Origin of the sequence: Herbaspirillum rubrisubalbicans, assembly GCF_003719195.1 — a bacterium.
In the GTDB taxonomy this organism is placed as follows: domain Bacteria; phylum Pseudomonadota; class Gammaproteobacteria; order Burkholderiales; family Burkholderiaceae_D; genus Herbaspirillum; species Herbaspirillum rubrisubalbicans.
The window spans coordinates 2,528,757-2,549,410 of sequence record NZ_CP024996.1; the positions used below are offsets into that span (position 1 = coordinate 2,528,757).

At 63.8% G+C, this 20,654-nt stretch carries 16 protein-coding genes; 7 read left to right on the plus strand and 9 right to left on the minus strand.

The window, feature by feature from the left end; all coding sequences use genetic code 11:
* Positions 1-2 precede the first annotated feature (2 nt).
* Complete coding sequence (locus RC54_RS11410) at positions 3-827, minus strand: universal stress protein (RefSeq protein WP_061789168.1); 825 nt, start codon at positions 825-827, stop codon at positions 3-5.
* 193 nt (positions 828-1,020) lie between these two features.
* On the opposite strand from RC54_RS11410, the gene RC54_RS11415 reads away from it, so the two are divergent.
* Positions 1,021-1,437 carry a VOC family protein gene (locus RC54_RS11415; protein WP_058895366.1) on the plus strand — a complete coding sequence of 139 codons (417 nt, stop codon included), beginning with the start codon at positions 1,021-1,023 and terminating at the stop codon, positions 1,435-1,437.
* A complete protein-coding gene (locus tag RC54_RS11420) occupies positions 1,434-2,384 on the plus strand; it encodes a 2-hydroxyacid dehydrogenase (RefSeq protein ID WP_061789167.1) in 951 nt (316 codons plus the stop codon). Before RC54_RS11415 ends, RC54_RS11420 begins: the two co-directional genes overlap by 4 nt.
* 12 nt (positions 2,385-2,396) lie before the next feature.
* Here RC54_RS11420 and RC54_RS11425 read toward each other — a convergent pair whose 3' ends face one another.
* The 5 genes from RC54_RS11425 to RC54_RS11445 form a co-directional block, all read right to left on the minus strand.
* Positions 2,397-3,836 carry a heavy metal sensor histidine kinase gene (locus tag RC54_RS11425; protein ID WP_058895368.1) on the minus strand — a complete coding sequence of 480 codons (1,440 nt, stop codon included), beginning with the start codon at positions 3,834-3,836 and terminating at the stop codon, positions 2,397-2,399.
* Positions 3,829-4,521 carry a heavy metal response regulator transcription factor gene (locus RC54_RS11430; protein WP_017451171.1) on the minus strand — a complete coding sequence of 231 codons (693 nt, stop codon included), beginning with the start codon at positions 4,519-4,521 and terminating at the stop codon, positions 3,829-3,831. Before RC54_RS11430 ends, RC54_RS11425 begins: the two co-directional genes overlap by 8 nt.
* Before the next feature lie 100 nt (positions 4,522-4,621).
* Positions 4,622-7,774 carry an efflux RND transporter permease subunit gene (locus tag RC54_RS11435; protein WP_061789166.1) on the minus strand — a complete coding sequence of 1,051 codons (3,153 nt, stop codon included), beginning with the start codon at positions 7,772-7,774 and terminating at the stop codon, positions 4,622-4,624.
* Positions 7,771-9,033: an efflux RND transporter periplasmic adaptor subunit gene (locus RC54_RS11440; RefSeq protein ID WP_373281437.1), complete on the minus strand. Its 1,263-nt coding sequence runs from the start codon at positions 9,031-9,033 to the stop codon at positions 7,771-7,773. Before RC54_RS11440 ends, RC54_RS11435 begins: the two co-directional genes overlap by 4 nt.
* 52 nt (positions 9,034-9,085) lie before the next feature.
* Positions 9,086-10,639: an efflux transporter outer membrane subunit gene (locus tag RC54_RS11445; RefSeq protein ID WP_123020435.1), complete on the minus strand. Its 1,554-nt coding sequence runs from the start codon at positions 10,637-10,639 to the stop codon at positions 9,086-9,088.
* Between the two features lie 210 nt (positions 10,640-10,849).
* Between RC54_RS11445 and RC54_RS11450 the strand changes: the two genes are divergently transcribed.
* The 4 genes from RC54_RS11450 to RC54_RS11465 all read left to right on the plus strand — a co-directional run bounded on the left by RC54_RS11450 (position 10,850) and on the right by RC54_RS11465 (position 14,494).
* The gene (locus RC54_RS11450; protein ID WP_061789164.1) at positions 10,850-12,238 is read left to right on the plus strand and encodes a CoA transferase; all 1,389 of its coding nucleotides are present in this window, start codon (positions 10,850-10,852) and stop codon (positions 12,236-12,238) included.
* A 64-nt stretch (positions 12,239-12,302) separates the two neighbouring features.
* Positions 12,303-12,995, plus strand: coding sequence for a signal peptidase I (gene lepB, locus RC54_RS11455; protein WP_164471202.1), 693 nt, complete (start codon positions 12,303-12,305; stop codon positions 12,993-12,995).
* 186 nt (positions 12,996-13,181) lie between these two features.
* Entirely contained in the window at positions 13,182-13,754 is a 573-nt protein-coding gene (locus RC54_RS11460; protein WP_257721689.1) for a TetR/AcrR family transcriptional regulator, read from the plus strand.
* 407 nt (positions 13,755-14,161) lie between these two features.
* Positions 14,162-14,494, plus strand: coding sequence for a hypothetical protein (locus RC54_RS11465; protein WP_231739070.1), 333 nt, complete (start codon positions 14,162-14,164; stop codon positions 14,492-14,494).
* A gap of 60 nt (positions 14,495-14,554) precedes the next feature.
* On the opposite strand, the gene RC54_RS11470 is transcribed toward RC54_RS11465, so the two are convergent.
* Genes RC54_RS11470 through RC54_RS25160 form a run of 3 tightly spaced genes read right to left on the minus strand, consistent with a single transcriptional unit; the run spans position 14,555 to position 17,828 of the window.
* Positions 14,555-15,370, minus strand: a complete 816-nt coding sequence (locus RC54_RS11470; RefSeq protein ID WP_058895376.1) for an endonuclease/exonuclease/phosphatase family protein — start codon at positions 15,368-15,370, stop codon at positions 14,555-14,557.
* A complete protein-coding gene (locus RC54_RS11475) occupies positions 15,370-17,646 on the minus strand; it encodes a VTT domain-containing protein (protein ID WP_061789162.1) in 2,277 nt (758 codons plus the stop codon). Before RC54_RS11475 ends, RC54_RS11470 begins: the two co-directional genes overlap by 1 nt.
* A gap of 11 nt (positions 17,647-17,657) precedes the next feature.
* A complete protein-coding gene (locus tag RC54_RS25160; protein ID WP_164471203.1) occupies positions 17,658-17,828 on the minus strand; it encodes a hypothetical protein in 171 nt (56 codons plus the stop codon).
* 305 nt (positions 17,829-18,133) lie between these two features.
* On the opposite strand from RC54_RS25160, the gene RC54_RS11480 reads away from it, so the two are divergent.
* Positions 18,134-20,560: an ATP-binding protein gene (locus RC54_RS11480; protein ID WP_061789161.1), complete on the plus strand. Its 2,427-nt coding sequence runs from the start codon at positions 18,134-18,136 to the stop codon at positions 20,558-20,560.
* The last annotated feature ends 94 nt before the right edge of the window (positions 20,561-20,654 follow it).

The window sequence follows — 20,654 nt, forward strand, 5'->3', positions numbered from 1 at the left end:
GTTCAGTGCGCCATCAGCACCGGTAGCGTCATGGTCTTGAGGATGGTCAGCGTCACCCCGCCCAGCAGCACTTCACGGAAGCGGGTGTGACCGTAGCCGCCCATGACCAGCAGGTCCGAACCCTTGTCGGCGGCCAGCGAGAGCAGGGCGTTGCCGATGTCCAGCGGGGTCTGTTCCTGGGCCACTTCCACCTTCACACCATGGCGCGCCAGGTAGAGCGCGATGTCGGCGCCCGGCTGTTCGCCATGGGTGCCCAGGCGCTTATCGGAATTGAAGATCACCACCGTCACGTTGTCAGCCTGGCGCAGCAGCGGCAGGGCGGCGGTGATGGCGCGGGTCGATTCCATGCTGCCATCCCAGGCGATCAGGGCATTCTTGCCCACGTGCTTGAATTCACCGGCGCTGGGGATGATCAACACCGGACGCGGGGAGTTGAGCATCACGTATTCGGGCAGGTCGGTCAGGAAGCTGTCGTCGGCATCGTCCAGGTCGGCCTGGCTGACCACCACCAGGTCGGCATAACGCGCTTGCAGGGCCAGTCCGCCTTCGGCATCGTCATCGACGAAGCGTTTTTCGCAGGAGGGCACGCCCACGCTGTTGGCGATCTTGTCGAAGTTTTCCAGGGCGGCCAGGGCGCGGTCACGGAAACCATCCATCTGCGCTGCGATGTAGGCCGCGCCTTCCATGGTAATGAAGTTGGAGATGCCACTGACGGCGCTGCCGATCAGGTGCGCCTGCTGGGCCCGGGCCAGCTCGGCAGCAATGCGGATGCGTTGGGCGGCGTGACGCGACTGGTCGACGTGGACCAGGATGGACTTGTAGCTCATGGTGGCTCCTCGGGATATTCATGGGGGAAGGCATCCGGGGCTGGACGCCATATGGTCAGAGTAGGCCCGGGGAGGGAGGTCGTCTAGCGCAATGAGCCGCCTGCTTGACGCATGTCAATCCGTGCCGGGGGGCGAGGCTGGGTTATCCTAGTGAGCTTTCGCTCAACCTGCCTTTGGCGCTTTCGGGGGTTTCATGCAATCCATCTTCCATCTGGCCTACCACGTGCGCGATCTGGACCAGGCGCGCCGCTTCTATTGCGACCTATTGGGTTGCCGGGAAGGCCGCAGCACCGATACCTGGGTCGATATCGACTTCTTCGGCCATCAACTCTCGCTGCATCTGGGGCAACCCTTTACGGTGAGCAACACCGGCCAGGTCGGCCATCATCTGGTGCCCATGCCGCACCTGGGTGTGATCCTGCCGATGCAGCACTGGCAGCAACTGGCCGATCGGCTCACCGCCAGCGCTGCCGTCCAATTCGTGCTGGCACCGCAGATCCGCTTTGCCGGTGAGCCGGGCGAGCAGGCCACCATGTTCTTCCTCGATCCCTCGGGCAATCCCATCGAGATCAAGGGGTTCAAGAATCTCGATACGGTGTACGCCACATGAGCCCACGCCTTCCCATCCCCTTCGTCAGCCAGGGTGATGCCGCCTCGGTCGCCGCCTGGCTGCAGGCCTTGCGCCTGGCCCTGCCGGAAGAAGAGCTGGTCGCCTTTGCCGACCTGGACCAGCAGCAGCGCTCGCAATGCCGTCTGGCCATCGTCGCCAATCCCGATCCGGCGCAATTGAAACTGTTGCCGCAGTTGCAGTGGGTGCATAGCGTCTGGGCCGGGGTGGAGCGGTTGGTGGCTGACCTCGGGCAGACCGATCTGCAGATCACGCGCCTGATCGATCCACGGCTGGCTGCCACCATGGCCGAGGCGGTACTGGCCTGGACGCTCTACCTGCATCGCGATATGCCGTACTACGCACGCCAGCAACGCGCCCATCAATGGCAGCCGCTGGACTATGTGCTGCCCGAGCAGCGCCGCGTCGGCCTGCTGGGCCTGGGCGCGCTGGGCGAGGCGGCTGCTGTGGCCCTGCGCCAGGCGCGCTTCCCGGTGCTGGGCTGGAGCCGCAGTGCGCGCCAAGTTGCGGGCGTGCAGACCTTCAGCGGCATGGCTGGCTTGGCGCAGATGCTGACCCAGAGCGATATCCTGGTCTGCCTGTTGCCGTTGACTGCGCACACGCGTGGCCTGCTGGATGCTGCGCGTCTGGCATTGTTGCCGCCGCAGGCCCAGCTCATCAATTTTGCACGTGGTCCCATCATTGATGATGCAGCTTTGCATCAGGCGCTCGATGCCGGGCAACTGCGTCATGCGGTGCTGGATGTGTTCGCCATCGAACCCTTGCCGCCCGATGCCTGGCCCTGGTCGCATCCGGCGGTGACAGTCTTGCCGCATTGCTCGGCGCCGACCGATACGACGACGGCCTCGGCCATTGTGGCCGCCAACATCCGGCATTACCGCCGCAGCGGGGAGATTGTGGCCAATGTCGATCTGCGGCGCGGTTACTAGGGCCTGCTGTGACTATTGCCGGGCAATGGTAAAGCCGATGGTGTTGTGCCCGTCGCTGCTGCTGGCGAAGGCGCGTCCGCCATGCATTCGCGCCACGGCCTTGACGATGGCCAGGCCCAGGCCGTGGCCATGGCTGCCGTTGATGTCCTGGCGCGCGCTGTCGACCCGGTAGAAGCGATCAAACAGTCGCGGCAGGTGCTGTTCATCGATGGCCGGACCAGGGTTGGTCACGGCCACGCTGACCATGTCCTGGCCCGACGCTATATCGATGCGCAACTGCGCTCCCTGCGGGGAATGCTGGATGGCGTTCTGGATCAGGTTGGTGAGGGCGCGTTTGAAGAGCGCCGTTTCCATGGTGGCCGTGGTGGTGGTGTCGCCGGTGACGGTGATGCCCATGCCAGCATCGTCGAGCACGAATTCAAAGAAATCCGCGGTCTTGTGCACTTCATCGGCCACTCGCGCCGGCACCCGGGCGGTGGCGGCTTCGCCCTGGTCGGAGCGGGCCAGGAACAGCATGTCATTGACGATGGAGCGGATGCGGTCCAGCTCTTCCAGGTTCGATTGCAGCACATCCTTGAATTCGCCGGCACTGCGTTCGCGCGCCAGCGCCACCTGGGTCTGGCCAATCAGGTTGGCCAGCGGCGTGCGCAATTCATGGGCGACGTCGGCATTGAAGGCTTCGAGCTGGGTATAGGCTTGTTCGATGCGTTCCAGCGCGCCATTGAAGGCGTCGGCCAGCACCGACAGTTCTTCCGGCAGCGCTTCTACCGGCATTCGTGCCGACAGCTTGCGCGGCGAAAAACTCTGGGCACGAGCCGACATGCGACGCAGCGGCGCCAGCCCGGCGCGGGCAATCCAGTAGCTGGAGATGACGGCCAACACGATGCCCAGCAGGGAAGAAATGGTGGTGGCCAGCAGGAAGGTGCGGCGCATCTCGAAATACGGCGCGCCATCGACCCCCACCGTGACACGTACCTCGGGCCGTTCGTCCAGCGCTGGCAGGGTGCGCGTCATGATGTGCAGCGGATAACGGCGCCCTGGTAGATGCAGGCGGCCCACCGATTTGCCGTCATCATGCGAGATGGCCGCCGGGTTCAGGCGCGTCAGGTCGCCGAAGGTGAATTGCGCATTGTCGCTGGCAATCCAGAAGAAAACGTGCTGGTCGCCCTGCGAGAGCGCGGCCAGCTTCATCTGTACCCGGCTCCAGCGCTCGGTATTGCCGGCGCGCTCGATCTGGTAGCTGATGTCGTTGAGGGTGGTGATGAGGCCATCGCGCTCGTGGCGCAGCAACTCCCCCTTCAAGACCGTGTAGAGCGCCACTCCAGCCACGGCAAAGATCAGCAGGGCCGAGGCGGCCGACATGAGCACCAGGCGCGCCGTGATCGATTGGCGCAGCGGCAGGCGGCGCCTTTTGCCGCTCGGGGAGGTGGCGGCGGACTGGGCCTCAGTCATCGCTGGCATCGGCCGTGGCGCGCGGCTCCAGCACATAGCCCATGCCGCGCACGGTGTGCAGCAGCTTTTGCTCGAACGGCGCGTCGATCTTGGCACGCAGGCGCTTGATGGCCACTTCCACCACGTTGGTATTGCTGTCGAAGTTCATATCCCAGACCAGTTCGGCAATGGCGGTCTTGGAGAGGATTTCACCCTGGCGTCGTGCCATCACGGCCAGCAGCGCAAATTCCTTGGCGGTCAGGTCGATGCGCAAGCCGCCACGGAAGGCCTTGCGCGAGATCAGGTCGATCTGCAGGTCGCCGATGCGCAACTGCGGCGCTTCCTGCACGCGGCCGCGGCGGGTCAGCGCCTGCAGGCGCGCCAGCAGTTCGAGGAAGGAAAAGGGTTTGATGAGGTAGTCGTCGGCGCCATCGTGCAAGCCCTTGATGCGGTCTTCCACGCTGTCGCGCGCGGTCAGCATGATCACCGGGGTCTGCTTGACCGTGCGCAGCGAGCGCAGTACGGCAAAGCCATCGATGCCCGGCAGCATCACGTCCAGCACGATGACGTCATAGTCGTGCTGGATCGCCAGGTGTTGCCCATCCACCCCGTTATAAGCCACATCGACCGCACAACCTTGCTCGGTCAGCCCCTTGCAGAGGTACTCGGACATCTTTTGTTCATCTTCGACGATCAGGATCTTCATGCGGTCTCCATTGGCTGCGCCAGGATGGGGTTTCCTGGCGGCAGCTCATGCCGGATTCTACCTCCCGGCTTTTCATTGGTCATGTGCCACGCGTCAATGTTCAATGTCCTTGCGCCAGGCGCGCCGCCTTGCGTTCCTGGCGCGCCTTCTTCTTGCGCTCATACCAGTAGTGGGCACGGTCCAGGTAGAGGTAGACCACCGGCGTGGTAAACAGCGTCAAGGCCTGCGACAGCACCAACCCGCCCACCATCGCATAGCCCAGCGGGCGGCGCAGCTCGGAGCCCGCGCCATGGCCCAGCATCAGCGGCAGACCCGAGAGCAGGGCGCACATGGTGGTCATCATGATGGGGCGGAAGCGCAGCAGGCAGGCCTGATAGATCGCCTGTTCCGGCTTCATGCCCTGGGTGCGCTCGGCGGTGAGGGCGAAGTCGATCATCATGATGCCGTTCTTCTTGACGATGCCGATCAAGAGGATGATGCCGATCAAGGCAATCACCGACAGGTCATAGCCGCCTATCATCAGGATCAGCAGCGCCCCCACGCCGGCCGAGGGCAGGGTGGAGAGAATGGTCAGCGGGTGGATGTAGCTCTCGTAGAGCAGGCCCAGCACGATGTAGACCGCAATCAAGGCCGCCGCGATCAGGTAGGGCTGCGAGGAGAGCGAATCGCCGAAGGCCTTGGCCGTGCCCTGGAAGTTGCCCACCAGGGTCTGGGGTACACCCATCTCATCCTTGGTCTTCTGGATCACGTCCACTGCCTCGCCCAGCGACACCCCCTTGGCCAGGTTGAAGGAAATGGTCACCGCCGGGAACTGGCTCTGGTGGCTGATCGACAGATAGGAGGTCTTGCTGGTATCGATCTTCACGAAGGTCGATAGCGGCACCTGCTGCCCGGTCAGGGGCGAGGTCAGGTAGAGTTTATCGAATAGTGAAGGATCCTTCTGCAGTTGCGGCGTGACTTCCAGGATCACGTGATAGCTGTTGATCTGGGTGAAGTATTGTGCAACCTGGCGCTGGCCGATGGCGTCGTAGATGGTGGCGTCGATGAGCGACGGCGAGATACCGAAGCTGGAGGCGCGTGCCCGGTCGATGGTGATCACCGCGGCGGCCGCCTGGTTCTGCTGGTCCGAGGCGACGTCGGTCAATTGCGGCAACCGGCGGAAGCGTTCCAACATGCGCGGCGCCCACACGTTCAGTTCATCCAGGTCGGTGTCGGTGATGGTGTACTGGTACTGGGTGCGCGAGAGGCGACCACCGACGTTGATGTCCTGGCTGGCCTGCATGAACAGGTTCACGCCTTCGATGCGGGCCACCTTGGGGCGCAGGCGGGCAATGATTTCGTCGGCATTGGTGGTGCGGCCTTCATCCTTGGGTTTGAGGGCGATGAAGAACTGGCCGGTGTTGAAGGTAGTGGAACCGGCACTCATGGCAAAGCCGATCACGTCCGGGTCCTGGCGTACCACGTCGGCCACCTTCAGCAAGCGCTCATGCATGGCCGCCGAAGAGGTGTCCTGCGAGGATTCGGCAAAGCCGACGATGACGCCATTGTCCTGCTGCGGGAAGAAACCCTTGGGAATGAAGATGAACAGCGCTACCGTCAGCGCCACCGTGGCGATGAAGCTCATCAAGGTGATGAACTGGTGCCGCATCACCACGTCCAGCCCACGCTTGTAGCCATTGAGCATGGCATCGAAGCAGCGCTCGAACCACTGGTACAGCTTGCCGTGCTGGCGGCCATGTTCATTCTTCAGGAAGCGAGAGCACAGCATGGGGGTCAAGGTCAGCGAGATGATGACCGACACGCCAATGGTCAGCGTCACCGTCACCGCGAACTCGCGGAACAGGCGGCCCACGATGCCGCCCATCAACAGCAGCGGAATGAACACCGCCACCAGCGACACCGAGATCGAGATGATGGTGAAGCCGATCTCGCCCGCGCCTTTCAAGGCCGCCTCCAGCGGTGTCATGCCTTCTTCGACGTAGCGGTAGATGTTTTCCAGCATCACGATGGCGTCATCCACCACGAAGCCCACGGCGATGGTCAATGCCATGAGCGACAGGTTGTCCAGGCTGTAGCCGACCACGTACATCACGCCGGCCGTGCCCATGATGGCCAGCGGCACCGTCACCGAGGGGATCAGCGTGGCGGCCACGTTGCGCAGGAACACGAAGATCACCATCACCACCAGCGCGATGGTCAGCACCAGCGTGAATTCCACATCTTCCACCGAGGCGCGGATGGTCTGGGTGCGGTCGATCAGGGTATTGACGTGGATGGCGGCTGGAATGGCGGCGCGCAGGCGCGGCATGGCCGCCTTGATGCGACCGACCGTCTCGATCACGTTGGCACCGGGTTGCTTGGTGATGGCCAGCACGATGGAGCGGCCATTGGTGATGGTGTGGTCAGCGGTATTGGCCGCACCGGAGAAGGCCCAGGCGGCGATCTTGTTGTTTTCCGGGCCATCGACGGCCACGCCGATGTCCTTGACCCGGATCGGCGCGCCATTGCGCCAGGCCAGGACCATGTCATTCCATTGCTCGGCCTTGAGCAACTGGTCGTTGGTATAGACGGTAAAGGCCTGGCGCGCACCATCGACGGTGCCCTTGGGCTGGTTCACGGTGGTGGTGGCGATCACCCCTCGGATATCTTCCAGGCTGATGCCCAGCGTGGCCAGCTTGGCCGGATCGACCTGGATGCGCACCGCCGGCTTTTGCTGGCCGTTGACATTGACCAGGCCCACGCCGGAGATCTGCGAGATCTGCTGGGCCAGGATGTTGTCGGCGTAGTCGTTGACCACCGTCAGTGGCAGCGCATCGGACTGCACCGACATGATCATGATGGGCGAGTCGGCTGGGTTGATCTTGCGGAAGGTCGGTGGGCTGGGCAGGTTGGCGGGCAACTGTCCGGTGGAGGCATTGATGGCCGCTTGCACATCCAGGGCGGCGGCGTCGATGCTGCGGTTGAGGTCGAACTGCAGGGTAATCTGGGTGGTGCCCAGGGTACTCTGCGAGGTCATCTGCGACAGGCCGGCAATGAGCGAGAACTGCCGCTCCAGCGGCTGCGCCACGTTGGAGGCCATGGTCTCGGGACTGCCCCCGGGCAATTGCGCGGTGACCTGGATGGTGGGGAAATCGACCTGCGGCAGCGGCGCCACCGGCAGCAGCGGCCAGACCGCGATGCCCACCAGCAGGATGGCCAGCGCCAGCAGGGTGGTGCCGATGGGGCGCTTGATGAAGGCGGCGGAAACGCTCACTTGGTGCTTCCTTTCGCTTCGGTGCCAACAGATCCCGCGCCAGCACCAGCCGCCTTGGCCGGCTGCGGCTTGCTCTCGACGATGCGGCTACCCGGCTTGAGCTTGTACTGACCATCGATGACCACGCGCTGGTCAACCGTCACGCCACTGCCCGCGGCCAGCACGGCGATGCCATCCTGGATGCGATCGACCTTGACCGCTTGCATATTGGCCTGGTCGTCCTGGTTGATGGCATAGACGTAGGTACCTTGCTGGTTGCGCTGGATGGCCGCAGCCGGCACCGTCAGGGCGCTGCCATGATCGGTCATCTGCAGGCGCGCATTGACGTACTGGCCCGGCCACAGCTTGTGCTCGGCATTGTCGAAGCGGGCCTTCAGTTGCACGGTGCCATTGCTGGTATTGATCTGGTTGTCCAGCAAGACCAGCTTGCCGGTGGCCAGCACTTCCTGCGAATCGCGGGCATAGGCGATCACCTTGAGCGGCTGCTGGCTGTTGCGCTGGGCGCGGTTGATGCCACTCACCGCTTCTTCGGGCAGGGTGAACATGAGTGTGATCGGATCGATCTGGTTGATGACCACCAGGCCGGTGGCATCGGCGGCATGGACGATGTTGCCCGGATCGACCAGGCGCGCGCCGACGCGGCCCGAGATGGGGGCGGTGATGGTGGTGTAGCTCAGTTGCACCTTGGCATAGGCGATCTGCGCTTCATCGGTCTTGACGGCCGCCTCCAACTGCGCCACCAGGGCTTTTTGCGTATCGAGCTGCTGTTGGGTGGCGGCATCCTGGCTGCGCAGGGTGGTGTAGCGTTGCAGGTCCAGCCGGGCATTCATCAGATTGGCGGCGTCCTTGGCGCGTTGTGCCTCTGCTTGCGCCAGTTGCGCCTGCAGGGCGCGCGGGTCGATCTGGGCCAGCAGTTGGCCCTTCTTGACGTCTTCGCCTTCCTTGAATCCGACCTTGTCCAGCTGGCCATCGATGCGGGTCTTGACCACCACGCTGGCATTGGCCGTCACGGTACCGACGCCGGCCAGGTAGAGCGGCACGTCGCGTTCCTGCACCCGTGCCAGCGTCACCGCCACCGGTGGTGCGGTCTTGGTAGTGGGCTGGTCGGCCGCGCTGGCGTGTTGCATGGTGCTCCAGGCGGCGATGCCGCCGGCCAGCAGCAGGGCCGTGCTGATGCCCACGGCCAGGGTGGTGCGCTTGAACGACATACTCGAGGTGCTAGGGGTACTAGGGGTGCGAGGCGTGGGTGAGGTGTTCATGCCTGAAACTCGTCCTGAAAGGGTCGCGGTTGTATCGGAATAAGGAAGGAACTCAGCGCGCCGCCATCGGCGCGGCTGGCGTGGCCGGGTCGGGCTGCCCGACCTGCCAGCCGCCGCCGGTGGCCTTGATCAGCGCCACGCTGGCCACCAACTGGCGGCCCAGCAGCGTCACCGCGCTGCGCTGGTTGGTCAGCGAGGTGGCCTGGGTGGTCACCACCGATAGATAGGTCACGGTGCCGGCCTGGTACTGGCTCATCGCCAGCCGCTCGGCCAGTTGCGCCGACTTGACGGCTTGCGCCTGGACCGCGCTTTCCTGGTCCAGCACGCGCAGGGTGGAGAGGTTGTCTTCCACATCCTGCAAGCCGGCCAGCACGGTCTGCTTGTATTGCGCCACGGCCGCGTCATAGGTGGCCACGGCAGCATCGTTGCGGGCGCTGCGGGCGCCGCCATCGAAGATGGTCTCGGCCAGCGCTGCGCCCAGCGACCAGACCCGGCTTGGGGTGTCGAACAATTGCCCGAAGGCCAGGCTGTTGTAGCCGCCGCTGGCCGAGAGCGTGAGTGTGGGGAAGTAAGCCGAACGGGCCACGCCGATGTTGGCGTTGGCAGCGGCGGCCAGGCGTTCAGCATTGGCGATGTCGGGGCGGCGCTCCAGCAGGTCCGAGGGCAGGCCGGCCGGAATCTGCGGCAGGCTGGCCTGCAGGCGCTGGGCATTGGCATCGATGGCGCTGTCGTTGGCATCGGCCGGGGGCAGCGGGGCCAGCGAGAAGGCTGCCGGGGCCTTGCCGATGAGCATGGCGATGGCGTGTTCGAGCTGGTTGCGGGTGGCGTCCAGGTCGATCCATTGCGCCTGGGCCGAACGCAACTGCGTCTCGGCCTGCGCCACATCCGAGCGTAGGGCGGTGCCGGCCTGGTACTGGTGCGTGGTCAATTCGAGCGAACGGGTATAGGCCGCTACCGTGCGGCGATACAAATCCTTTTGCAGGTCGGTCACGCGCAGTTGCAGGTAATCCTGAGCCAGCGTGGCCTGGATTGTCAGGCGCGCTGCGGCCAGGCTGTCGGCACTGGCTTGGGCGTTGGCGTCACCGGCCTCGGCGCCACGCCGGATGCGGCCCCAGATATCGGCTTCCCAGGAGGCGTTCAGGCCCACGGTGTAGTTGTCGCCCAGGCGTTGCACGCCGTTGGTATTGGTCTGGGCGCGGGTGGCACCGGTCTGCGCACCCACGGTCGGCCACAGGCTGGCACGCGCCACTGCGGCAGTGGCCTGGGCCTGGCGGTATTGGGCGGCGGCTTGCTGGATGGTCTGGTTGGCGGCGTTGGCCTGGGCGATCAAGTCATTCAGGATAGGGTCGCCATAGGCTTCCCACCAATGCTGGCGGTCATCGACCGGGCGCGGCGCGGCCACTTTCCAGGGGCCTTGTTCCTTGTAGGCCTGCGGCAGGTCCATGGCCGGTCGCACGTAATCGGGGCCGACGGCGCAACCGCCCAGCAGCGCGGCCAGCGCCAGCACCGTCATTCCCTTCTTGGCGCGGAAGGGGGATTTGTGGGGGGGATGAGTGAAATGACGGGAACTGACGCTGGCTGCGACGCGGCGAAACGGGACGACCATAGGACTCACGAAGATGGCTTGCGGATCGAGAACAGGTCGGCTTGCCACGCCCCTCAGCGCTGGCGGCCGACCCCGGCTTAGGCCCTAATGTAATGGCCGGCCCTCGACCTCATGCTGACATCAACATGACAATTCTGTCAGGAAAGCGAATCGGGTAAGCTCCTGATTCGGTATTCAATCAATTTGCCAAGATTTGCCACGGAGCACCTCATGACCCATACCACTACCGCTCACGCCATGCTGACCGAGATCTGGCAAGCCCTCAATGGCCCGGCTGCCACGCTGTCAGCCGTGCAGTTGAGCGGCCAGGGCGCCTTGCCTTCGGTGTTTGCCACCAGCGACCTGGCGCAGGCCTCGGTGGCGGCCGCCGGGCTGGCCCTGGCCGAACTGGTGCAGGCCGGCGGCGCGCCTTTGCCGCAGGTGGTTTGCGAGCGCCGGCTGGCCTCGCGGTGGTTCTCGGCCTCGCTACGGCCGCAAGGCTGGCAAGCGCCTTCGTTGTGGGATGCGGTGGCCGGCGATTACCGGACCGCCGATGGCTGGATCCGGCTGCATACTAATGCCGCACACCACCGCGTAGCGGCCCTGGAGGTACTGGGACTGGACCCGCAACAGGCCAGCCGCGCCGATGTGGCAGGCGAAGTGGTGCGTTGGGCCGGTACCGAGCTGGAAACGGCGATTGTCGCCCATGGCGGCTGCGCAGCCCAAATGCGCAGCCAGGCGGACTGGGCTGCCCATCCGCAGGGGGCCGCAGTGGCCGCCGAGCCGCTGGTGGCGCGCCAGGTATTTGCGGGCTCGGTGCAGCCCCGGCATCCTGTCGATCCGGCTCGCCCGCTGGCCGGGGTGCGGGTGCTGGACCTGACCCGGGTGCTGGCCGGACCGACGGCGACGCGCTTTCTGGCCGGCTTTGGCGCCGATGTGCTGCGTATCGACCCAGCCTCCTGGAACGAACCCGGCGTGGTCCCGGAAATGACCTTGGGCAAGCGCTGCGCCCAGCTGGAATTGGATCGTCCAGAGGATCGCGCCACGCTCGAAACGCTGCTGGCCCAGGCCGATGTGATGGTACATGGCTATCGTTCGGATGCGCTGGAACACCTGGGGCTGGGTGCACAGAGGCGACGTGCGCTCAACCCGGCCCTGGTGGATGTGGCACTGGACGCCTATGGCTGGAGCGGCCCCTGGGCCGGGCGTCGCGGGTTCGATAGTCTGGTGCAGATGAGTTCAGGTATTGCCGATTTCGGTATGAAGCAAAAGGGTAGCGATCAACCTGTCCCCCTGCCGGTGCAGGCGCTCGATCACGCTACCGGCTACCTGCTGGCTGCCTCGGTCCTGCGCGGGCTGGCCTTGCGCCAGCAGAGCGGGCAGGGCAGCCAGTACCGGCTGTCGCTGGCACGTACCGCACGGCTGCTGGCCGATTATCCGGCAGCGCCGGCGCAGCCTAACTTCGCCGCCGAGACGGCGGAGGACCTGGATTCCCGCATCGAGCACACCGCCTGGGGCCCGGCCCAGCGCCTGCGTTCGCCGCTGCAGGTGGCCGGCAGCCCGATGTACTGGGATCGACCGGCCTCGCCCTTGCGCTCGCTGCCGGCGCGCTGGGACTGATGCGGTCCGGTTGAGGTAGGATATGAAGCAATCTTCCACCATGCCCGTGCATCAGGAGTCCGTCATGCCTAGCACCATCCGTCAACTGCTCGCCCAGAACAAGGGGCTGCTGGCCTTCATCGCCCTGATGGTGGTGTTTCGCAGTGCCATTGCCGACTATAACGTGGTGCCCAGCGGCTCCATGCTGCCCACCGTCATGGTGGGCGATCGCATTCTGGTCGACAAGCTGGCCTATGACCTGCGCCTGCCGCTGACCCACATCAGCCTGATGCGCCTGGGCGAGCCGCAGCGCGGCGACATTGTGACGGTCGATTCGCGCCAGGCCGGCGAACTGCTGCTCAAACGCATCGTCGGCCTGCCCGGCGACGTGGTGGAGCTGCGTGACAACGTGCTCTATATCAACGGTCAGGCCGCCAGCTATGGCCCGGCCCGGGCCCAGCCAGAGCAAGGCGATAGGATGGATCAGGCCCGCTACCGCGATGAAAGCATCGATGGCATGAACCACCTGGTGCGGCTGTCGGCAGCGCATCCCAGCCTGCACAGCAGCTTCGGCCCGGTGGTGGTGCCGGTCGATCACTACATGATGCTGGGAGATAACCGCGACAACAGCATGGATTCGCGCTATTTCGGCTTTTTTGCCCGCAACGAGCTGATGGGGCGTACCCGCCGCATCGCCTTTTCGCTCAATGCCGACCAGTATTTCAAACCACGCCTGGACCGCTTCGGACGCTGGCTGGACCCGGTGAGCCGCCAGTAAGTCTCCAGGTAGGGGGGGGCTGACAAAAAACTTCATTTTTTTGCTGTCAAATGCTCAAGTTGTCGAAAAGCATGTCGTTAATGAAGACGGAAAACATGCCTTTGCCATCTGGAGCACATCATTTCTCTCACCTTCATCTCCGATCCGGCCACCGGTCGCCGCAGGAATGCCGTCAGTCATGACGCCATCCTCGATGCCACGTATGTGATGCTCGAGGAGATCGGTTTCGACAAGCTGTCCCTGGAAGGCGTGGCTGCCCGCGCTGGGGTGGGCAAGGCCACCATCTATCGCTGGTGGCCCAACAAGAGCGCCCTGGCCATGGAAGCTTTGTTGCGTGCAGTAGAGCCGATGCCGCCCCTGGGCGACAGCGGTGCTGCCCGCGAAGACATCGAACAGCACATGCTGCAACTGTCCCAACTGTTGCGTGGCAAGTCCGGCCGGGTGGTGCGCGAGATGATCGCTCTGGCCCAGTTCGATGAAGAGAGCAAGCGCATCTTCAATGACCATTACCTGGAGCCGCGCCGCCTGGCGCTGGTCAATGTGCTGCGCCGCGGTGCCCAACGCGGCGAGTTCCGGGACGATGCCGACCTCAACCTGGTCTTCGATCTGCTGTACGCCCCCTTGCTGCAGCGCCTGTTGACCGGCAGTGCGGATATCGATGAACGCCAGGTTCAGTCCCAACTGAAACTGGTCCTGGGGAGCGTCGCGCTACCCTCACCCTTTCTGAGCACGAGTAAGCATTCGAGCCAACAAGCGTAAATTTTATTGAGCAGTAGATAATTTGCACCTAGAATCCGAGACGAAACGTATCGTATTGGTTCTGGGCAAGTGAACTTTTGCGTCAAAAAACAGGATCATTGGCATTTTTCGGTGACCTGAAGTCGTCTTTAAGTGACGCCAAATCGTCTTCTCCCCTCCGTAGTGGGCACGGAGGGCTGCCCGCGGGAAATGCGAGCTGCTCAGTAGGGGGGCGGCCTGTTTCTTCCTGTTCGCTGCTTGCAAAGTGGCGTTTCCTCACCATACGTTGATCCGATCAGATATCACCGGCTTTCCCTCGCGGCAGGCTGGATTACGGCTGCCGTTGCGCACTTGGGCGTCTTCATGACGGCGTTGCGGTGGCCAGGGGATACACACACATGCAAGACATGCCAGTGCAAGGGGGCAATATGCACATCGACACGTTGCGGCCATGCCGCGACCAGGATTCATTGCGGGGCATTGAGCGCCATGGACATCAGCGCAGGACGCGCCGCTGGTGCATGGCGGGCCTGGTCGGGATTCCGCTGCTGCTGGGGGTGCTGTGGCAGCCATTTGTGGCCGCGCGCGGCGGGCCATGGTTCTATGCCGACCACCTCTGCGATTGCCGCGAGGTGGTCTCGTTATGGGTATGGGATTACGTCTGGACCCAGATGATCTGGTTGCCTGGAAATGCCTTGTTCCTGCTGATCTGGAGCGCGTTGGCAATCAAGCTGTGGAACTGCGGACGTAGCGCACGCTGATATCTGTCCTTTGACCTCTGATCTCTGATATTTAAGCTGCCGAGTCGGGCCAGCTTTGCCTCAACCATCGATATGCGCCACTAGCGGCAAATGGTCGGAAGCCACGCGTGCCAGCGGCGAGCGATGCACGTGGACCTGCAGCAGGCGCTGGCGCGGACTGATCCAGATGCGGTCCAGCGCAAACAGCGGCCAGCGCGAGGGGAAGGTACGCGGGGCCGGCGCTGCCTCGAAGTGCGACACCAGCCAGCGCAATGCACGGCCCCACATGAACCATTCATTGACATCACCCATCAGGATCACCGGCGCCTGGTCGGTATCGAAGGCCTGCAGCAGCCGCTTGATCTGGGCGCGCCGTTCGGCTGGTTTGAGTCCAAGATGAGTGGCGATCACGCGCAGCATGTGGCCGCGGCAATCGATGTCGGCATCCAGCGCACCACGCGGTTCGCGGCTTCCGAAGGAGAGGTCGATGTTCTGCGTCGCCAGCACCGGGTAGCGGCTCAATACCGCATTGCCGTAGCGCCGCTCGGGGCTTTGCAGGGTCGGGCCTTCGACCGCAAACAGTCCCGTTGCTTCCCGCAGCAGCGCCAGTACGTCCACCTGGCTTGCGCCGCCCAGCGGCACTTCCTGCAAGGCCAGGATGTCGGCATCGATTTCCTGCAAGACCCGGGCGATGCGTCCAGGCGAGAAGAGGCCATCGGTGCCGCGCGCGCCATGGATGTTGTAGGTCGCTACCTTCAGGGGCCAGGGATCCAGGTTGTGCAAGGGTACATCGGCCGTGAGCACCAGTTCGGTGTCGCTATGCGCGCTCACGCCGTGCTCTGGCTGGCGCGGTGAGAGCTTGCCCGTGGGCGTGGGATGGCTGGCGGTGGTACTCATCAGGCCCGGTGCGCCTCCACCTGCTCGTCATGGACCGCTTCCTGGAGAACACCCGGCTGGCGCTGGGCACGTCCCTGGTTGCGCTGGCGCGGCTTGAGCAGCTTTTGCAGCCCGAATGCGGTCAACATCAATGCCGCTGTCACGCCGGCCAGTACCAGCATGGTCTGCAGGCTGGGGTGGCGGATCGCCTCGGCCAGGTTGTGCGAGAACACGACCGTCAACACGATGCCCGGCGCCATGCCGATCAAGGTACCCAGCAGGTAATCGCGCAAGCCCAGGTGCGAGGCCCCGGCCACCACGTTGACCACGGTGAAGGGCGCAATGGGCAGCAGCCGCACCACGGCCATGGCGGCGATGCCGCGCTGGGCGAAGCGGCGGCTGAGATTGTTGATGCGCGGCCCCAGCATCTCGCGCAGGGCATCATGTCCCAGCCAGTGCCCCAGGCCAAAGCCGAGCAGGGCGCTCAAGCCTACGCCGGCGCTGGCATACAGGCCGCCATTGACGGGCCCGAACACCACGCCGGCCACCGCAATCAAGACCGTAATGGGCACCATCAACATGCCCGCCACCACGAAGGCGGCAATCACGATGGCCGGGGTGAAGGGCATCTGGTCGACGCTGCGCGCCAGCGCAATCAGCGAGGCCAGGTTGATCCATTCTCGCAGCGGCGTGAAGCGCCAAGCCAGCGCGAAGGCCACCAGCGCCACGGCCAGCACACCCAGACCGATCATGCGGCGCGGCACCGGTTTGCGGGCACTGCGCGGCACATAGGCATCGACGATTTCATCGGGGCTGATGGGGCGCTCCGGGTCGAATACCGCGTTGTCCTGGGTGAGCGCATCGAGCTCCGGGATCAGGCGCGGGTCCAGCGGCCGCAACTCGCGCTGCCCCGGCTGGCGCAGGCGGGCGATGGCACCGTGCAGGCCGGCTTCGGTCTGCAGCGCCTGTTGTACTGCTGCTGGCGAGACGCCGAGATGTTCGGCCAGCAAGCGGTTGCGCATGAGGGCGATGGCGGCGCGGAGCTCGGCCTGTTTGGCCGCATCGCCCTGGACTTCCAGCGTCAGGTTGCATTCGGTATCGAAGCCCATGGAACGATTGCTCATATTGGCCGAGCCCACCGAGAACAGCCTGTCATCCATGGCGAACACCTTGCTGTGTACGTTCAGGCAGCAGCCATCCTCCAGACCGGGCAGGTGCGGGCAATACATCTGGTAGCGCGCGGTGGCAGGCTGCCCCTGATTTTTCAATGCGCTTTTCAGACGATGATGGATGCGCGCGCGCAAGGCCCCCATGGTGGCTTGTTCCAGCCAGCCGCTCTGGGTCTGCGGCGAGATGACGGCGACTTGCGGGCCCTGCGGCTCGCGCAGGCGCGCGCCGATGGCTTCGGCCAGTACGTTGGAGGTGAAATACTGGTTCTCGAAGAACAGTTGCTCGCGCGCTGCGGCAATGGCATCCAGGTAGAGCTCGCGCACTTCGAAGACACCCGGGCGGCCTTCGTAGGCCGGCTCGGTGCGCGAGATGCCGATGTAGAGATCGCGCAGGTCCGGTTCCAGCGCCGCCGGCCAGGGATCTTCGGCGGGCAGCACCAGTGCTGCCGATAGCTGCGCTCGCCGTTCGGCATAGCCGGCCAGCGCCCAACGCCGCCGCGCCAGCTCGCCCAGGGCGCACGCCACTTTGCCATCGACCATGGCCTGCACGTCGTGGAAGGGCGCATAGGGCTTGCCGTCCGGGTCGCAGCGCAGCGGATTGTCGATAGCATGATCGGGAGTGTCCCAGCGGCAGCGCGTGAGGTCCAGGCCGCCGACGAAGGCCAGCTTGTCGTCGATGACCACGATCTTCTGATGGTGCGACGCCCCCACCGGATGGCGCGCATCGGTGCGAAAGTGCAGGCGCTTGTTGCGTGAGCGGCCGGGCTTTCTGGCCAGGATCCATTCGCGCTCCAGCGCATAGAGCATGGCGTAGTCCCAGTTCAGCACGCGGATGTGCAGATCCGGCTGGCGCTCCACCAACGCGTGCAACAGGTCACCCAGTTGCGGCGGCAGGCCATCGTCGGTGATGCCGGGCACCAGCACGGTACGACTATCGATATCCCAGCCCAGGATGTAGACGCTGCGCCGCGCATTCAGGAGCGCCAGGCGTAGCGCGCGGAAATACTCGGCGGCGTCGATGAGCAGCTTGAAGCGTTGCGCATGTTCTAGTCGCCAGCAATTGCGGCCGGGCTGCAGCAAGCCGGAGTAAGCGTGGTCCTGGTTGTCTTGGGAGACAGGGGATGGCATCAGGCCTCCGTTCAGGGCTTGCCGACCGAGATTGGATGCTCTTCGGAGGCCGGCGGCTGGTGGTCCACTTGAGCGGGCCGCTCTTGCTCCGCCTCGTGCGGCAAGGACTGCGGCTTGGTCTTGTCCAAGGCGGTCTCGGTGGACTGCGTGGTGTCTTCGGGCAGGGGGATATTCTTGCTCATGGGGCGACCCTCATTGGTCATTGTGGCGGAGGCTTTTCGATAGTTATTAACATAGTCCCCACGCCTGGATTGGCCCATCGGACAGCTCCCCAAGCTGGTGTAGGAAGATGCTGGCGCAACACGCTTATATGAAGGTGCAAAATGCGAGCCCAAAACGCCTTTGTGCCATGCGGAAATATTGTCACGCAGCAGTAATACTTCAATGCAACAATTCGCCCCGCATCCAGACCGGCTGTGCATTCGTTCAGTTTCTTGAGGGGGGAACTGAAACATTGAGCTGGTTCATCTACCTCAAGAGGAATCCCATGACCATCCGTATGCGTATCACCTTGCTGGTGATACTTACTTTCGTCGCCATTGCTGGCATTGGCGGTTATGCGATGTACCAGTCCCGTAGCAGCGCCGTGGAGGTGCGCTCGGTCACCGAGGGCGTCATGCCCAGTGTGCTGGCCTCTGCGGACTTGATGGGGCAGTTGAAGGACGTGCAGTTGGCCGCCATGGTCATGGTCACCGAGAGTGACAACCAACTGGTGGCGCAGGAAAACGAAAAACTGGCCGACAAGAAGGCCGTGCTGGAAAAAGCCTTGGCTGCCCAGGCCCAGCAGGCCGAAGGTGTGGCCCAGCGCGGCTTGATCGAGCAGGCCAAGGAAAGCCTGGATAACTATTTCAATGCCATCGACACCACGGCCAAGTTCAAGCTGGCCGGCAAGAATGAAATCGCCCAGGCGCAGTTCTTCGGCGGCGTGATGCAGTACCAGACCGAGCTGGAAGGCATCGTCAATACCTTGCGCATCGAAAAGAATCGCTTCAAGGACAACGCCATTGCCTCGCTCAACGGCAAGCTGGCGCAGACTACCACCACCATCAGCATCGTGACCGTGGTGGCCGTGCTGCTGCTGGGGGGCATCGGCTTGCTGCTGTATCGCCAGATCACCGGCCCCATCAGCAATATGGCCGCCATGATGGGCGAGATCGCCACCAGCCAGGACTTTACCCGTCGCCTGCCGGTGCAGCGCATGGATGAAGTGGGGCACTCCATCGTCGCCTTCAACGGCATGGTCGAGAAGATCGAACAAGCCTCGGCCCAGGTGCGCCAGAAGACGGCCGACATGCAGGCCATGTTGCAGAACATCCCGCAGGGCATCCTCACCATCGTGGAGGGCAACAAGGTCCACCCGGAATACTCGGCCTTCCTGGAAACCGTGTTCGACACCACCGACATTGCCGGGCGCGACGTGATGGAACTGGTCTTTGCCAATACCAACCTGGGGGCCGATATCCTGTCGCAGATCGAAGCCATCGGCGGCGCCTGCATCGGCGAAGACGTGATGAACTTCGAATTCAACGAACACCTGATGGTGGGCGAAATCGAAAAGACCATGGCCGATGGCAGTGTCAAGATCCTCGACCTGTCCTGGTCGCCCATCACCGATGAGGCCGACATGGTGATCCGCCTGATGCTGTGCGTGCGCGACGTGACCGAGCTGCGCCAGTTGGCCGCTGAAGCCAACGAACAGAAGCGCGAACTGGAAATGATCGGTGAAATCCTGGCGGTGGCGCCGGCCAAGTTCGCCGAATTCATCGGCAGCGCCCGCCGCTTCCTGGATGAGAACGAGCAGATCGTGCACCAGAACCCGCAAGCCACGGCCTTTGCCATCGCCAAGTTGTTCCGCAACATGCACACCATCAAGGGCAATGGCCGCACTTATGGTCTGCTGCACCTGGCCAACGTGGTTCACCACACCGAACAGCACTACGACGACCTGCGCCATGCTTCCAGCGGCGCCGTCTGGAACCAGGAAGAGCTGTTGCTGCAACTGGCCCAGGTGCGCGAGGTCATCGATCGCTATGCCCGTATCAATGACGTCACCCTGGGCCGCGGCAACAATGCCGGCGGAGACCAGGTGGCCGCGGGCTATGAACGCCACGTGCTGACCATTGATCGCAAGCACATCCAGGATAGCCTGCTGCGCCTGGAAAACGTCAACACCGCCAACCTGCATGAACTGGTGGCCGTGCGCAACGACGTGCGCCGCACCTTGCGCCTGCTGGGTACGGCCACCATCGAAGACGTGTTGGCGCCGGTGATCGAGTCGCTGCCGGCACTGGCGGCCGACCTCGGCAAGGCGGCACCGGTCGTGTCGATTGACGACAACGGCTACGTGGTCCACAGCTTTGCCTCGCCGATGTTGCAAAACGTCTTCATGCACCTGATCCGCAACGCCATGGACCACGGTCTGGAATCGACCGAGGAACGCCTGGCTAAGGGCAAGCCCGAGGCCGGCACCATCAAGCTGGAAATGGGCGTGATGGATGACATGTTCCAGATGGCCTTGTCCGACGATGGTCGTGGCCTGGCCCTGCACAAGGTACGCCAGATCGGCATCGAGAAAAACCTGATCAGCATCGACCAGGTCCTCACCGACGCCGAGATCGCCCGCCTGATCCTGCAACCGGGCTTCTCCACCCGCAGCGAAGTGACCGAAGTCTCGGGGCGTGGCGTGGGCATGGATGCGGTGCTGGACTTCGTCACCCGTGAACATGGCCAGATCGAGATCCGCTTCACCGATACCCACGAAGGCGCGGCGTTGCGTCCCTTCCAGATCATCGTGATGCTGCCCGAGAACGTGGCGGTGGAAATCGATGGCATCGACGTACCCTATCCGGTGGGTGCGCAGGAAGTGCTCCAGCCGGTGGTGCTGCCCCAGGGCGGCGATTCGCAGGTGGCCTGAGTTCGCTGGCTTGTTCAGATATACCTCTCAGATCTCTCTCTGAGAGGTATATCTGACATCAGAGATCAGAGTTCAGAGTTCAGACATCTAAGTA